Here is a 16,755-nt window from a genome sequence, read left to right as displayed (position 1 = left end):
TCCTTACTTTACGGTCATAACGAAATCTTCTCGTAATTTATATTTTTGAACTTTTCCAGATGCAGTCATTGGATAGTTATCAATAAAGAAAATATGTCGCGGAATTTTATGTCTAGAAATTTTATCCCGACAATAATCTCGGATTTCAACCGCTGTAGCCTGCTCCCCTTCTTTTAAAACAATCCAAGCTGCCGCCTCCTCGCCATAAACAGGGTCAGGGACACCTGCAACCTGAACATCTGAAATTTTCGGATGTGTATAAAGGAACTCCTCAATTTCACGAGGATATAGGTTTTCGCCACCACGGATAATCATATCCTTTAAACGACCTGTTACACGGACATAACCTGCTTCATCCATTGTTGCTAAATCACCTGTGTGCAACCAACCATCCTCGTCAATCGCAAGATCTGTTTCCTCCTGGTTTTTATAATAGCCCTTCATCACATGATAGCCCCTCGTACATAGCTCTCCCTGTTCATTTGTCGGAGCTTCCTCGGTAGTTCCAGGAACAACAATCTTTACTTCTAGGTTAGGTAAAGCGCGGCCAACTGTCTCCACCTTTAACACTAGCGGGTCATCCGTTCTTGTCTGTGTAATAACAGGTGATGATTCTGTTTGACCGTAGCATATTGTTATATCTTTCATGCCCATCTTCTCAATGACCGCTTTCATAACTTCAATTGGACAGTTTGATCCTGCCATGACTCCTGTACGTAAAGTTGAAAGATCGAAAGATGCAAAATTCGATAAATTCAGTTCACTAATGAACATCGTTGGCACGCCATGTAATGCAGTGCATTTCTCTTGTTGAACGGTTCTTAGTACCTCTTCAGGTGAGAACTCCTGTACTGGTACCATGGTTCCACCACTCGTTGTAATGGCTAATGTTCCTATGACACAACCAAAGCAATGGAAGAATGGGACTGGGATACATAGACGATCCTCTGCCGTTAAACGCATACATTCAGCAATATTGACAGCATTATTGACCAAGTTAAAGTGCGTTAGCATTACTCCCTTAGGAAAGCCTGTTGTACCAGAAGTATATTGAATATTAATGACATCATCATAATGGAGAGATTGCTCTCTTCGATCTAGCTGTTCTTCTGTTACTTGCTCGGCAGCAGTTAAAACGTCTGACCAATTAAGTACGCCGGGGTATTTGGTTTCACCGATTAAAATAACATTTTTTAATAAAGGTAGTCGCTTTGATTGCAAATTACCTGGTTCACAATGTTCAAGCTCTGGACATAACTCTTGCAGTGTATTAATAAAAGAATGGTCTCGATAATTTTCAATTAAAAAAATCGTTTTAGCATCAGATTGCTTCAATAAGTACTCCAACTCACTTGCACGGTAATTCGTATTTACCGTTACAATTGGAGCACCCATCTTCCCTGTACCAAATTGAAGCTGTACCCACTCTGGAACATTTGTCGTCCATACTGCGATATGGTCTCCCTTTTCAATTCCAAGAGCCATTAAACCTCTTGCTACGTATCGAGCTTGACGATTTAGCTGCTCATAAGTCATGCGTAAATTTCTGTCAGCATAGACCAATGCTTCATTCTGCGGGTACTTTTTTGATTGTTCATCTAGCAATTGACCAATTGTTTGATACACAAGTTCTGCCATGAAGATCCCCCTCATTTATGCTATTTAATTTAACTGATGATGATTAACAGCCAATTAGACGAGAAATAACAAGACGTTGAATTTCAGATGTTCCTTCACCGATTTCCATTAATTTAATATCACGTAAATGACGTTCTACATCGTATTCTTTCATATATCCAGAACCACCATGAATTTGGATTGCCTGATTACATGTACGGAAGCCCATTTCAGAAGCAAATAGTTTAGCCATCGCAGCTTCTTTGCCAAATGGTTTCTTTTGATCTTTTAACCATGCTGCTTTATGTACTAACGTACGAGCAAGCTCTATTTCCATTGCCATATCAGCTAACTTAAATTGGATCGCCTGTAGCTTCGAAATAGGTGCACCAAATTGCTCACGTTCCTTCGCGAATTTTAGTGCCTTTTCATAAGCAGCCTGGGCAATTCCAACAGAAAGAGCAGCGATGGAAATACGACCACCATCCAATGTATTTAAAAACTGGCTAAAGCCACGTTTTTCATCCCCTAATAGATTCGTTCTTGGGACACGGACATTTTCTAACACAATTTCACATGTATTGGAGCCACGTACACCCATTTTGTCATAATTACAGTTGATTGTTACGCCTGGTGTGTTTGTTGGCACAATAATAGAAGAAATAATCTTTTTACCATCTTCACGTTTACCTGTTACCGCCGTTACAATAATTTGTCGAGCATATCCTGCATTGGTGATCCAGCATTTCTCTCCGTTAATAATGTAGTCATCACCATCGATAACAGCTGTAGTACGTGTGCCCCCTGCATCTGAACCTGCATTTGGCTCTGTTAAACCGAATGATCCTAATGTCTCACCCTTAGCTAATGGAACTAGCCACTCTTGCTTTTGTTCCTCTGTGCCGAAGTTGTAAATTGGAGAGGCTCCTAAGCTAACAGCAGCTGCATAGCTTAACCCTGTGCCCCCACATGCTCGACCAATCTCCTCTACAGCTAAAGCGTAGGACACCGTATCACCACCTGATCCACCATATTCCTCAGGAAACGGGATACCCAATAAGCCTAGTTCTGCCATCTTCTTAAAGCTCTCTATTCTCATTGTTGATGTCTCATCAACCTCACGAGCATACGGTTTAATCTCCTTCTCAGCAAAATCACGCACCATGTCTCGAATCATCTCTTGCTCTTTTGTTAATTCAAAATTCATCCCTAATCCCCCTAATGTCGAATTTGCCATAGTAATGTAGCTTAAGAACAATTACTTACAGTTAATACCGACTAGTCGGTTTGTAAAAACAAATAATAAAACCAGTGTTTCCTACTGGCTACCCCTTTATTATAAATTGCTTCGCTTCTTCCATGGCTTGTTCTGTCACAATTGCCCGTAATACCATATCGGTAAAAACATCTGTGATTTGCTCCATCGTTAATGGTCCTGATTGCTTAAACCATTTGTATGTCCAGTTAATCATCCCGACAATTGCCATTGTCACAATTGTACAAGGTAATTCGGTACGAAAAACCTTTGCTTCCTGACCCTCTGCTATCACTCTTTGTAAAATATCACGATAGTGATCTCGCTTTTTATGGATGATGTCACTATATTCATCTGAGAGTGAACGACTTTCTTCATAAAAAATCGTAATATGTGCTTGATACATATCAAATACTTGTGTCAGTGTTTGCAGCATGGCACACAAACGTGTGATGGGTGTATCGAATTTGTCATATGCAGCTTGCGATTGTTGAATGACATATGAAATAAAGACATCATGAATTTCATACAACAGTTCATCTTTTGATTTAAAATTATGATAAAATCCACCCTTTGATGCCCCAATGTATTCCACAATACGATCCACTGTTACATTGTGATAACCATCTTGTTGAAACAATTCAACTGAAGCGTCTACAATTCTTTGTTTTAACGTTTTCTTTACCATAGGCCCTATCATCCTTCATCTAGCTCTATACTTCATCACTCCTTATAATCAGGAAAAATCATTCAAACCCATAAAGTATTCTATTTTTTCCTAATTATAAAAATACTATGACAACATAAATATAGCATTCTCAAAATTTGGTGTCTAGCAACAAAATAGATTTTTCGCAAAATTACGAGCAAAAATTTTACATAGAACAGAAATTAAAAAGCTAAAATCACATATACACCATATGAAGCTTCTTTGCTTTTCATGACAAATTTTCTTCCCTTTCTTTTCTTTGTTTACTAAATGCATTTTACATTGCAGTAAAACTGCGAACCCACTCAACCTATGCTATATTTAAAACCATGGAACTATGAAAGGGTGTTAACAATGGCAAAGAGCGTAGTAATTGCTGAAAAACCTTCTGTAGCACGTGATATCGCACGTGTACTGAAGTGTAATAAAAAAGGAAATGGTTTCCTTGAGGGAGATAAATATATTGTTACTTGGGCGCTTGGACATCTTGTAACTCTGGCTGACCCTGAAAGCTATGATGTGAAATATAAAACATGGAATCTAGAAGATCTACCCATGCTACCAGAACGTTTAAAATTAACGGTTATAAAGCAAACTGGAAAGCAATTTAATGCAGTCAAAAGTCAGCTTTCACGTAATGATGTTAATGAAATTATCATTGCTACAGATACGGGTGTATCTCTATAAAAATAGAGTGTACATAAATCCTATATCATATTAAAAGCTTTGATTACAAGAATATCTTGCGTTTTCCGTTTGCACATAATACTTTTGCTGAATTTGTACATAATTAAAAGCCTATCAAATATATTTCATATTTGATAAGCTCCTACATTTAAAACAGAGCTAAAAATTTGTTCTCATAAAATTCATTCACAGCTAAATCAATGTCCCGTAAGCTAATATCATGTAACTCTTTATTTTCGAGTTGTAAACTTTGAGTAACGTATTGATATAAATTTAATCCACTAATCTTAGTTAGGAATTCTTCATACAGTACATCAGTTAATTTTTCAAAGTCAAAAATTCTTTCAAAAAAGTAGCTAATAGTAGTTCTAATAATTTGCTGATCTAAATCTAAATTTAAATTATGTTTCAAAGAGGTATATAATACAGTGAGATATTTGAAAGGCAATTCTCCACGGATATAAGGTACGAACTTAATTGTTGACATGGCGAATAAGATATTCATTCCTTGTGATAAATAACCTATTTGAGAAAAGAAAAATATTTGATTTACAGGAGCCTTTTTATCCCCTATAAATTCTGTATTTACAAAGTTTGAAAATCTCTCATTTAAAGTACTATTTCTATAATCATCATCCCAACCAAATAATATCCAGTCTTTAACTGGCTCCTTCAAATACCTTTCTATGTCTTCAAAAGTGTTTATTTTTTTAAAGTAATCTTCAATACTAGTAATACCTTCGAATAAAGAAACAAAAAATTGATTGGCAGCTTTAGTAACAATTTCAATCGGAATTATAGTGCGTATAGGTAAGATAAAAAAATCGTGTGAGCAGATTTTAAATAATTCTATAGATTCTCGTATATTTTTTTGAATTACTTCTGAGAATTTCTCTCGCATCTTTGGAGGGAGATCTTTATCTAAAAGGTTTAAATAGCTTATTAAAGGATCATCTATTAAACAGATTTTACCACTAATTTTCATAGAATAATGTTGTAAATATTCAAGATCTATTTTAGTAACAGCAGTAAGGAAAACAGTCTCTAATTCAGGAAATTCATATTCATAAATCGAATTTAATACATTTTCATTTCTTTTCCAAAATAAATTTAATTCTTCTATAAACTCAATAAAATATTCTTCCTCCCAATCTGTTAATCCTAATTCTAAAAGATAGATGTATTCATTTTGGATTTTAATCAATTCTTCCATGAATTTAGTTTTTACCATTTTGAATTTCCTCCAAGTGGTAAGGATATCCATACAATTCTTTTAAAAGATTTAATGTTTTTTGCATAAGCATTTTAGAATCATGCCATACACTTTTTAAATTCTGTTGATTCTCAATGTCTGGTACACAATGGAATTGATGACTAGCAGTATCACATTTTAATAAGCTACTTTCTCTAATAGCTCCCCATAAACCATGTTCATAAATTGAATCATAATCATATAAATGTTTATACAAATCGGATTCATTCACCATTTCTGCTTTAGTTTTTATATTATGGCTTCCAAAATATTTCAAATCCATATCAATAAAATTTTTACTTTTGTATTCTTCCACTAGAAAGCTTATATATTTATAATCTACATGACTATTAGGATAAATATCGCCACTATCTTCATATCTTTCGGTTATCAGTTTAAACTGCCCTAACCCGTAATATTGATACTCTTCCCAAATATTATCTTTATGTTCTTCTCTAAGAAGTAAATATTTCATCATAATATAGTTTTCGATTAAAGATCTAGTGATACTTCGACCTGTGATAGTGTTATAAAGATTATGTTCTACTAACTCCAAAAAACGTTTATATGAAAAGGTTGCTATTCCCAATAGAACTAACATTTTATTATCCAATGGAGATGTTGTGTGGAATAAATCTGTGAAATATTTCAACTCATTATATGTTTGTTCCAAAAACTCCTTTTTGTCTATTAAATCTTCTACATCAAACTTAACTTGAAAAAGTTCGCATTCAGTCAATTCACTCATCCTTTCCCAAAATAATTCAAGATACGTTATATCTATATTTTTTTCAAAAGCAGGTGACATCATTTCTAAAGTTCTTATAGTAGGTCTAATCATCGCCATTAAAGGATTATCATGTTCCAATAATGGATACTGTTCAATTAGTTCCAGATGTTGTGCAGGCATAATAATTCTATTTTTTAATTGCATGTAGAAAAAAATTAAATATCTTAGGTCTGTAGTTTGATTAGAATGTTGACTTGAAAATTCTTTGAGAATCTCTTCTAATTTGTTTGTTTTTTCTTCAAAGGTATCTTTATGGCTTGAAAAATATTTTGCAAATGTTCTACTCACTGAATAACTAACAATAATTGTGAGTGGAGATAAAATATTTTTATCAACTTTAGTTAATAAGTATTCATAAAATTTTTTCTGTTTTTCTTCAGAGAGTTTAAAAATGTTTGAAATCCTCGGGTGATTGTCTTCTGCAGGTAAGTATTTATTCAGTTCTTGTAAAATAGATTCAATTAATTGAAAAGATTTTTGGCGAGAATTAGATTTGTAAATTAAAGCTATCCAAATATACTCGGGTAGTCTTCCCAAATACCATTGTTCTTCTTTTCCAATTTGGGTTAATATTTCATTGAAAGGTGTTATAAATTTTCCCTTTTTCAATTTATGACCTTTATACTCCATGAATTAGCCCCCCTGTTCTTTGTATAATATTCACTTACAATTCTATCATTTTTTAAAGTAAACTGGAAAAACAACTAAAAATTAATTAAGGATGGTGTCTAATGACTGAAATAAAAAATCCAACATCAGGAATAGCAGATCCATATTGGTATGAATGGACGGTAGGCTTAGATAAAGCAATAAATATGCTTAATTCAGATAACACTATTAAATCAATAACATTACAAGCCCCAGATTTACAAGGGCTAGATGATGTAGTCATAAAATATCATGATGGTAGTGTTGAATGTATTCAAGTTAAGCATACACGTGAAGAAGATCAGTTAAGCTTTTCGGATATTATCTTTAGAAAGAACGATCAATCTTATATTTCTAAATTCGCTAAAGATTGGTTGAAGTTAAATAAAGATGTACATGTAAAAAAAGTTATTCTTTATACTAATAGGACTATTAATGATACTCCTAATAATAGAGCTGGTCTTTATAGACCTGGATTAACTAGCTTTTTAAAAAAATTAAACGAACAAGTACATACTGTTAAAAGAATTAACGATATTGTTTTTCCTGAAGAATGGAAAAAAGCTTGGGAAAAATTTCTGACAGAATTAGATATATTAGAAGATGACAAACAAAAATTGGAGTTTTTAAGGGTTTTAGAAATTCAAGCTTCTCAACCAGGTTTATTAGAGTTAAAAAAGATTGCCATAAATAAACTCGAAGCTACTTTCCAAAGTAGTGTACGTATTTCAGAAGCTCTATTTGATAAACTAGTTGTTGCATTATTTACTTGGACGACTACTCATAGAAATAAAGAAGAAATCTTACTAGAAGATTTATACGAGGCATTATCTATTGAGTCTTATGATTTTAAAGGAATTGTAAGTTTACCTACTACAGAGCCGTTTATAGATTCCAGAGTTAAATTCTGTGAAGATTTCGAGAGAGAAATTCTAAATACCGATAAAAAAGTAATATTTTTATCAGGAGAAGCTGGCTCAGGGAAAACAAATGTAGCTAGTTTTTTAGTTAATAAAGTAAATTCTATAATTTCTTTGAAATACTATACATTTAAACCTCTAAATATAAAATCTGATTACCTTTCAGCTGATAAAGGAGGAAGTAATCCAAGAATTTTATGGGGGGATTTACTTTTACAATTAAAAGATAAATTAAAAGGGCAGCTTTCTAAATATAACGTCCCTATGTCAATAGAGTTTATTGATTCTATTGATAATTTGCGTAAGGAAGTCATTCGTCTAGCAGAAATTATGAGTGAACTAAGTGGTAGGAAAACAATTATTCTTATAGATGGAATTGATCATGCAGCTAGATCTGGACAAGATTCTAGTTTTTTAAATACTCTTTTGCCACCCCAATTACTTTCAGATAGAGTTTGCTTTGTAATTATTGGACAACCTATAAATAGTTATAATAATTATCCTACTTGGATAAATGATTCAAGTGTATTAAAAATAGAAATGCCTCCTGTTACCGTAGAAGATGTAGAGAGCCTATGTGAGAATTCAAAAGTAGTTTTAAATGATACTGAAAGGTCCTCGGTAGCTAATTTTATTCATCACAATACAAAGGGGAACATATTATTATCTATCTTTTTAATTCATGAAGCTCAAAAATATTCGAATCTAAGTGAATTTGAAAGTGTATTACAAACACAGAATATCTCGCAAGGTTTAAATCTATATTATGAATATATTTGGAAAAGTACTATTTCAGAATTTGGGGATACACTTGAGCATCTTGAGAAAATGCTAGCAGGATTGTTTAGTCTTATCAATAAAGGAATACATTTTAAAGATTTAGAAAATATTTTTCCTGACTTAGGTCTAGAAGCTTTAAAGTGGAAAAATGTACTCGATAAGCTTTTCCCTTTAATAATTGCGCATGAAGGTGTGTATACGGTTTTTCATAATGATTTTAGAATATACCTACAAAAAATTTTAGAACAAGATCCATATATATTAAAGCAAGTATCTTCCTATTTAGCAGATTTTTTATTAGTAAGGTGCAGAGATATTCCTTTAAAACATGGGCATATATTTAATTTGTTATCTAAGGCACAACGACAAAACGAATTTTTTGGATTAATGAATCCTGGATATATTAAAGATGCTATAAAATATCGTAGACCTTTAGAAGAAATTGAAGAGCAGATATTATTTTGCTTAGATTATATAAAAGAAAATTTTGATATTGATAATTTATTTAAACTAAGCCTTTCTATTAGTACTCTAAATCAATTTTTACAGAGTAATCAGTGGGCTGACATTAATTACGTGCCTTCTATAGAATATATAGAGTTAAAAGATAGCGAAAAATATTATTCTCCTGTTGAAAATTTAAGTACAGATGAAGTATTAGAAATATTAAACGATGTACTTTACTTAATTGAAAATAATGAGAAAAATAGGAGTAATAATTTAATTAATAAGTGGTTTGGAACTATGGGTCCAATAGAATTAGTTGAATTACTTAATATACCATTAATAGTAGAAGATAGTTTGAATGAAGATATTGAAGAAATACTTTGGAGATTTGGATACTTAAATGCTTGTTTTAATAGAAATATTCATATCAAAGATTTATTAGATGAAGATGAAAAAATTATTGTAGCACTTTATTCAAATGGGCTTTTATCTTATCTTTCAGAAGCTAAACCTGATGATATTTTAGATAAAATAGATAGGATACCTATTATGTATAAAACAGATTATGAAAGATTTCTTGTTAGTGTTCTTAGACATTATACAGAAGATGTATTACTTTCATTAATTAGTAAGAAAAATTATAAAGAATATGATTTATACACATTATTAGAAATATATTTCTGGGCTTTAAAAAGTAATATGGTTGAAGAAGTTCAATCTGTAAAATTTATCATCACAAAAGCAAAATTAGAAGTTTTTAAGGGAGAAAAATATTTTGACCGCTCATTTAAACCAATCCTTTTACTAGTCATAGCAAAATCGTATGAAAATGAAGCCTATGAAGTAATTGTGGAAGATTTTAATAAGCTTAATTATTCAAGATCAGATATTCAATTAGAGATTTACTCAAATTATGTACAAGCTGCTTACTATCTTGGGAAACTTTATAAAATGATTAATTCACAAGAAGTCCAATATACTAATGAATTTGAAAAACATTTAGTAAACATTCTTAATCCGAATAACTTCACCACACTTAGTCATTTTGATATTTTATCAGTCTCAAGTTGGCTTTTAAATCAATTAAAAGAAGTTACAGATTTATTACCAAGGGAATATGAAAATAAATTAATTGAAGTATTAAAAAGACATTTAGAAAATCCTAATAACATTTTATATCTAGAATCTACCTGGCCTATTCTTCAAGAATTCGGAGAGAATAAAGTTTTAAGTGAGTTATATTCATATTGGATGGATAATGAAGGGAAAGTATGGGAAGAGGAATTTTCTGAATTGCAGAGGTTGGCTAATTTATTCTTAGATTTATCTAAAAGTGTGATTGATTCCTCTAAGATATTAGCTTCTAAAAATATTTTATCATCTAAATTTCTTGGGTATATTGGCAGGAAAGAATATTCGTTATTCAATTTACTTGAATGGTTCGAGATTATATCAGATAATGACCCATCTATTTGGAAAACAGCAGGGATTGAGCTATTAAATATCAACAATATTGCTTCTGAATTAGGTGATAATAGAGCTTCAATTTATTTGATAAATGCTGTTTCTAAAGCTGCTATGAATTGTGGTCCCAATGATTTTTATAGATTCTTTAATTTAGAGCATACGTACGACCCTGACTGGATGAGAACAATTTTTGATGGAATTATCTCTAACATGGAGGGTCATATATTCACAGATGAGGAATGCGATATTCTTATAAATGCAGCTAGAAGAGTCTTCCCATTTAATGAATCTTTTAGAAATGAAAGCTTTTATAACTTAAATTGTATTTATCTATCAGATGTTAGAGATGCAATAATAGCAAACAAAACTAGAGAAGATAATAAAGCTTACATTGAGAAAATGAAAAAACAATATTCATTTTTATTTAAACTACCTAAGATATCTAGAGATGCATATAGAATTGAGAACCGTTTTTTCAATGACAAGGAACTGAATATTAAATCAAAAAGTGGGATAGATATTCCACAAATTTTAGATTTAATTAAAGAAAATCATTTTGAGAATAATAAGTACGTTAACTTTAATGAACTATTAGGTGATATTAAATGCATAGATCCACTTATATCTCGTAAAAATGCAAAAGTACTCTACAACTCTATATATCATTTAATTTGCACTAGAGATAATACGCCATGGTTCTATGATAATGTAGACATTATATATAAACATATTTTTTCCTCTATAGATGAGGAATATAAAAAACAAATTTTCTTAAATATAATTCAACTATTTAGAAAGCCAAATCAATTACTCGATAGTAAAATACACGCTTTAGCTAGTGATATAGAAAACTATATTATTGCCTACTGTAAAGGGTTCCCTCTTGAAAAGAAAAAATTCTTTTTAAATGAAATTATAAATCTGCACAAATTGTGGATTACGGGTCATTATACAGTTCCATTCAAGCTTAAATATAAAATCAGTAGCGAAGGCGATTTCATCGATAATTGGTCAGAACTTTTTTCTAGATTATAAAAAGAAAACTAAAGCAGCGTATAAATGTATAGCTGCTTTAGTTTTCACTTTATTCGGATTTAAAACCTTTTAATAAATCTGCAAAAGGATTATTTAAAGGCTCAGCCTCTTTCTCCTGCTGCTTCATATATTTCTGCACACTTCGCTTATCCACTTTACCACTGCCTTCTTTTTTACGACGAGCTTCAAATGCAGATAACTTCTCACGGTGACCGCATTTACATACGAAGATTTGGCCATCTCCTTCACCACGTAACTCTAGCTTCTTCTTACATTGAGGGCAGCGAGCGTTTGTTATGCGTGCAACGTTTTTCTTATGACCACATTCACGATCCTGACAGACAAGCATTTTACCTTTTTTCCCATTTACTTCAAGCATTGGCTTTCCGCAATCAGGGCATGATTTCGTTGAAATGTTATCATGCTTATATTTTTTATCGCTTGCTTTAATTTCAGCAACAATTTTTTGCGTATGTTTCTTCATTTCATTGATAAAAACTTCTTTTTTCATTTTCCCTTTGGCAATTAACTCTAGCTTTTGTTCCCACTCAGCAGTTGTAGCAGGTGAGCGTAACTCTTCTGGGACTAAATCTAATAGCTGGCGACCTTTTGAAGTAATATAAATGTCTTTGCCACCACGTTGCTCAATCATAAACGAGTTAAAGAGCTTGTCGATAATATCAGCACGTGTTGCAACCGTTCCTAATCCACCAGTAGATTTTAAAGTATCTGCCAGTTGCTTATCATTTGTTTGTAAATACTTTGTTGGATTTTCCATTGCAGACAATAATGTGGCCTCAGTGAAACGTGCAGGAGGTTTCGTTTGACCAGATGTTTGTGCTATTAAACGAACTTCTAGTGTTGCACCATTTTCTATACGAGGGAAGACCTGTTCCTTTAAATCGTCTTGATTTTCTTCATCATCAAAACGGTTTTCATATACTTCCTTCCAACCAGCTGTCACAATTGTTTTACCTCTTGCAATAAAACTTTCATTGCCAATTTTTGCACGTAGCGTTAATTGCTCAAATTCATGCGCAGGATAGAATACCGCTAAGAAACGTTTTACAACTAAATCGTAAATTTTACGTTCCTTATCATTAAAGTTTGCAAAGTTCACACGTTCTTCTGTTGGAATAATAGCATGGTGGTCAGACACTTTAGAATCGTCTACAAATGCTTTAGTTACTTTTATCGGCTTCGTTAATACTTTATTCGAAAGTGAACGATATTCGCCAACACCGCAAGCTTTTAAACGCTCTGGTAATGTGTTAACGATATCACTCGAAATAAATCTCGAGTCTGTTCGTGGATAAGTTAGAACTTTATGCTGCTCATAAAGCTTTTGCATAATGTTCAATGTTTCTTTAGCAGAGTAGCCGAAAATTTTATTTGCATCCCTTTGCAGCTCAGTTAAATCATATAGGCCAGGAGCAAATGTTTTTTTCGGTTTACGCTCGATTTCGACAACCTTAGCATTGTCATTGCTAACCTTTTTAACGATTGTATCGATTTTATCTTTATCGAAGCTACGTGAATTGCCCTTTGCATCCTGCCATGTTAGCTTTAATTTATCGTTAGTTTGCGCTTCAATGCCATAATACGTTTGTGGCTTAAAATGTTTTATTTCATCTTCACGTGCTGCAACCATTGCAACGACCGGTGTTTGTACACGTCCACAGTTTAGTTGAGCGTTAAAGCGTGTTGTTAAAGCACGTGTTGCGTTTAAACCGATGTACCAGTCTGCCTCGCTACGAGCAACCGCTGCATGATATAGATTATCGTAATTTTTGCCTGGCTTTAAGTTTGCAAAGCCTTCTTTAATTGCTTTATCGGTAACAGATGAAATCCATAATCGTTGAATAGGTTTTTTGTACTTTAATTTTTCTAAAATCCACCTTGCAACTAACTCACCTTCCCTACCACTATCGGTACCAATAATACAACTCGATACATCCGATCTCTCTAATACATGCTTGACCGCATTATATTGCTTTCCTGTTTGTTTGATTACCGATAACTTTAGCTTTTCAGGTAGCATCGGTAAAGACTCTAAATCCCAAGTTTTATATTTTATATCGTAGCTTTCGGGATCGGCAAGTGTTACTAAATGGCCCAAAGCCCAAGTTACTATATATTTATCTCCCTCAAGATATCCATTTCCTTTTTTGTTACACTTCAATACTCTTGCAATATCTCTTGCAACTGAAGGTTTTTCAGCTAGCACCGCTATTTTTGACATAAAAACACCCTTTCTTATGATGCAAATATAACATAGAACTCTTTCTCAAATAAGTTATGAGCCTTTTTTATCATTTGCTCAAACTATATAAAATCATTACTTGTATGTTTCAAAAATATTGTTCGCAATATTTATTAACAATTGAATCTCTTTTTCAGATTTATCTTGCATATAGCTTGTGAATATTTGTAGTAATTGTTGTTTTTCCAAGGCTAGCTTAATTAATGGTGATTCCAGTTCAAATAGTTCCTTAGCGTTAATTTCTAACCCTAAAGCAATTTTTTCTAACGTTTGTAAAGTAATATTCCTATCTCCACGCTCAACTCCTGCTAAATAAGAAGTTTGTAACCCACACTTTTCTGCTAGCTCTTCTTGGGTTAGCTTTTTTTGCTTTCGAATTTCTCTAATATTAACACCAACGATATCTACTAACTGTTCCATTTTAATCACCTCACTTAAAGACTATGTGAGGCGCAAATTCACATGAAGTTTCATAAAAGTACATTTTATTTGTTTTTATTACTTATAAGTACTATTATGTACTTTGAAATATTTTTAAGGAGTGTTTACTTATATGAACAGTCATTTAAGTTCAAATATAGTTATAGAAAATGTTATCCAATCAAAGATGAGGGGAAGAGTAATATATCAAGGTGCAGTATCATCACAAATAGCTATTAATTTCTGTTATTCAAAATTATTTAATGATCCTTCAGGTAAAGGCTATCAACGTCCTATAAACAAAAAGAGATGTAAAGATTTTGCTGATTATTTATCGCAAGGTGAAGATTCATTATATACACCTATACTACTAAATGCTTGTGGAAACTGGGAATTTCATGCATATGATAGAAGCAGAGGAAGCTATGGCCGTTTAGTATGCCGAAAAAAGGGAACCTTGATGGACGGGCAGCATCGTTTAGGAGGAATTAAAGAATATATTAGTGAAACAGATAGTACATTAACTGTGCCATTTTTAGCTTTTCATTATTTAGATGATGATGATGAAATTAAACTTTTCGATGTCATTAATACAAAAGCTAAAGGAATCGGTACTTCGTTGAGTCGTTATTTAAACCGGAATAATGACGATTTTGGATGGATAGCCACTAATCTTATAATAAAGCCGGAAAGCCCCTTTTTTAGTAAGGGAACATTAATTGGTAGACGTACAAAGGAAAAACATATTACCTTACAAAATTTATATCAAATTGTAAATTTATTAACTAAAAAATCACCTTTAGCAAAGTTACCAAAGGAAAAAATATTGAATATTACATTATTTTACTTTAATTTAATCAAAGAATTGCTACCTGATGAATGGAATGATTATAAAAATTACCGACTCACACATATAACATGTTTAAACGCTCTTGCTATAGTAGGTAATGAGCTAGTGAATGAATTTTACTCAGAAAAATCACAACAAACAGATTCTGTTAAAATCGCAAAAAAGCTGCAAAGTTTAGGAGAAATCGATTGGTCGTCAAATGGAGATTTAAAATTTTTAAAAGGAATTTCGGGGTCAAAAATTTTAGCTGAGGACATAAGAAATTGTTTGAAATAACTTAGTAAATTTAAAGGACTCCAAAAGTATAATATAATTTATCTTTTGAAATGTAGCCTTTTTATTAATGTCGATAACTTACTACAAATTTAGATAGTTTTAAATATAGGTTAATTAAAATCATCTCCCGACTAGAGACTTCTTTGTTGAGAGATGATTTTTATTGGGTATTTTTATTAAAGCAACAATGAAGATAGTGAAGAAACGCATTTAGACTAACGGCGCTGGTTAGTTTAAGTAATTTTTTTAACTTGTGTTCAACAATCGGGCCAGATTGTTTAATAACGCGAGTGGGATAAAGTAAAGAAATACATTTACAATTATGTGGAATGGCAATGAGAATAATGTGAAAAAACCGACATACCTTCTTAATAGGAGGCGGTATTTTGAAAAAAGTCCTAACAGGTTTTGTTGTGTTATTACTCATAATTACGGCATCTAATATGTTACATAAAAAAGAGTCAAATACATCAGCATCTGTAAATACTGAAAAAATAGAAAATACTTTAGTTAAAAGTATGGAAGAATCTAAAACGGAAAAGAAGTTATTAGAGCAGTTTTTAACAAAGAGTTTTAAGGAACTAAAGGATAGTGGGTATCAAGTTGGTTTAAATTTTTCACATGAAGAACGAAACTTAACTGTGCAAGTCCAGGATAAGGCGTTATTAGAAGCGAATAAAATAAACATTGAAAAGATCATTCATACCACTGCTAAAAAGGTTGGATTTCAAGATTTTAAAGTAGATTTTCTCACTTTAGATAGCTATCCTACATTAAGTGAAGAAGATGAAAAGTTAAGGAAATCTATGACGAAAGTATTTGAAGAGATTTCGGCTTTATTAAAGGAAAAGGGATACCATTCTAACTCAATCTCAACTAATCCAAATAATGAAATCATTATTGAAATACAAGGAATGAAGGAAGATTTAGAGAAAAGTAAAGAAATTGAAGAACTCAAAAAAATCATCGGTCAAACGATTCACTCAAATACGGACTTAGATTATACAGTTAAGATAAGGAAAAAAAGCAAACTTGCATTACGTGATCAAGATTGGCAACCAATCTTTGATGCGATAAGAGAAGAAACGAACAAGAGATTTAAGGAATATCGGGGGTTTGCCTATTCATTCCACCCCGAACCATTACAAATTATTATTAAAACTAACATCCATTCATCTAAATGGTTCGGGAATTCTGATAAAAAGATAAATCAAATTACAGAATATGTAGATAAAATCATAGAGTTGAAAATAGAAGAGTTATCGATTGAAGAAATTCCATACGAAATTATTATTAGGGATAAAAATGATAAGGAAGTAAAATAGTGAGATTTAGGTCA

The 16,755-nt window shown here is 32.2% G+C and carries 10 protein-coding genes and 1 pseudogene; 4 read left to right on the top strand and 7 right to left on the bottom strand.

Annotation, left to right across the window (positions count from 1 at the left end; genetic code table 11):
- Nucleotides 1-3 precede the first annotated feature (3 nt).
- The 3 genes from NY607_RS12010 to NY607_RS12000 form a co-directional block, all read right to left on the bottom strand.
- Nucleotides 4-1,638 (bottom strand): AMP-binding protein, encoded by a 1,635-nt coding sequence (locus NY607_RS12010; RefSeq protein ID WP_131520719.1) that lies wholly within the window; start codon nucleotides 1,636-1,638, stop codon nucleotides 4-6.
- 43 nt (nucleotides 1,639-1,681) lie between these two features.
- Complete coding sequence (locus NY607_RS12005) at nucleotides 1,682-2,824, bottom strand: acyl-CoA dehydrogenase (protein WP_036078132.1); 1,143 nt, start codon at nucleotides 2,822-2,824, stop codon at nucleotides 1,682-1,684.
- 118 nt (nucleotides 2,825-2,942) lie between these two features.
- On the bottom strand, nucleotides 2,943-3,560 hold the full coding sequence (locus NY607_RS12000; RefSeq protein ID WP_131520718.1) for a TetR/AcrR family transcriptional regulator: 618 nt from the start codon (nucleotides 3,558-3,560) through the stop codon (nucleotides 2,943-2,945).
- Between the two features lie 375 nt (nucleotides 3,561-3,935).
- On the opposite strand from NY607_RS12000, the pseudogene NY607_RS11995 reads away from it, so the two are divergent.
- A pseudogene (locus NY607_RS11995) lies at nucleotides 3,936-4,256 on the top strand (toprim domain-containing protein); the annotation flags it as partial.
- Nucleotides 4,257-4,416: 160 nt separating this feature from the next.
- Here the strand turns inward: NY607_RS11995 and NY607_RS11990 are convergent.
- Entirely contained in the window at nucleotides 4,417-5,499 is a 1,083-nt protein-coding gene (locus tag NY607_RS11990) for a hypothetical protein (RefSeq protein ID WP_216485775.1), read from the bottom strand.
- On the bottom strand, nucleotides 5,486-6,940 hold the full coding sequence (locus NY607_RS11985) for a DUF5677 domain-containing protein (protein ID WP_216485773.1): 1,455 nt from the start codon (nucleotides 6,938-6,940) through the stop codon (nucleotides 5,486-5,488). The genes NY607_RS11990 and NY607_RS11985 overlap by 14 nt, the downstream gene beginning before the upstream one ends.
- Before the next feature lie 101 nt (nucleotides 6,941-7,041).
- Here NY607_RS11985 and NY607_RS11980 point away from each other — a divergent pair, with 101 nt between their 5' ends.
- On the top strand, nucleotides 7,042-11,607 hold the full coding sequence (locus NY607_RS11980) for an AAA family ATPase (protein WP_259419749.1): 4,566 nt from the start codon (nucleotides 7,042-7,044) through the stop codon (nucleotides 11,605-11,607).
- Nucleotides 11,608-11,656: 49 nt separating this feature from the next.
- On the opposite strand, the gene NY607_RS11975 is transcribed toward NY607_RS11980, so the two are convergent.
- Both NY607_RS11975 and NY607_RS11970 read right to left on the bottom strand, forming a co-directional pair.
- Entirely contained in the window at nucleotides 11,657-13,849 is a 2,193-nt protein-coding gene (locus NY607_RS11975) for a DNA topoisomerase III (RefSeq protein ID WP_216486255.1), read from the bottom strand.
- A 96-nt stretch (nucleotides 13,850-13,945) separates the two neighbouring features.
- Nucleotides 13,946-14,290 (bottom strand): helix-turn-helix domain-containing protein, encoded by a 345-nt coding sequence (locus NY607_RS11970; protein WP_259419748.1) that lies wholly within the window; start codon nucleotides 14,288-14,290, stop codon nucleotides 13,946-13,948.
- 133 nt (nucleotides 14,291-14,423) lie between these two features.
- Here NY607_RS11970 and NY607_RS11965 point away from each other — a divergent pair, with 133 nt between their 5' ends.
- Nucleotides 14,424-15,416: a DGQHR domain-containing protein gene (locus tag NY607_RS11965; protein ID WP_216486250.1), complete on the top strand. Its 993-nt coding sequence runs from the start codon at nucleotides 14,424-14,426 to the stop codon at nucleotides 15,414-15,416.
- A 386-nt stretch (nucleotides 15,417-15,802) separates the two neighbouring features.
- A complete protein-coding gene (locus tag NY607_RS11960) occupies nucleotides 15,803-16,741 on the top strand; it encodes a hypothetical protein (protein WP_216486247.1) in 939 nt (312 codons plus the stop codon).
- The last annotated feature ends 14 nt before the right edge of the window (nucleotides 16,742-16,755 follow it).

Origin of the sequence: Lysinibacillus sp. A4 (genome assembly GCF_024919535.1) — a bacterium.
Lineage (GTDB): Bacteria > Bacillota > Bacilli > Bacillales_A > Planococcaceae > Lysinibacillus > Lysinibacillus capsici.
This window is presented reverse-complemented; position numbering and strand designations above follow the sequence as displayed.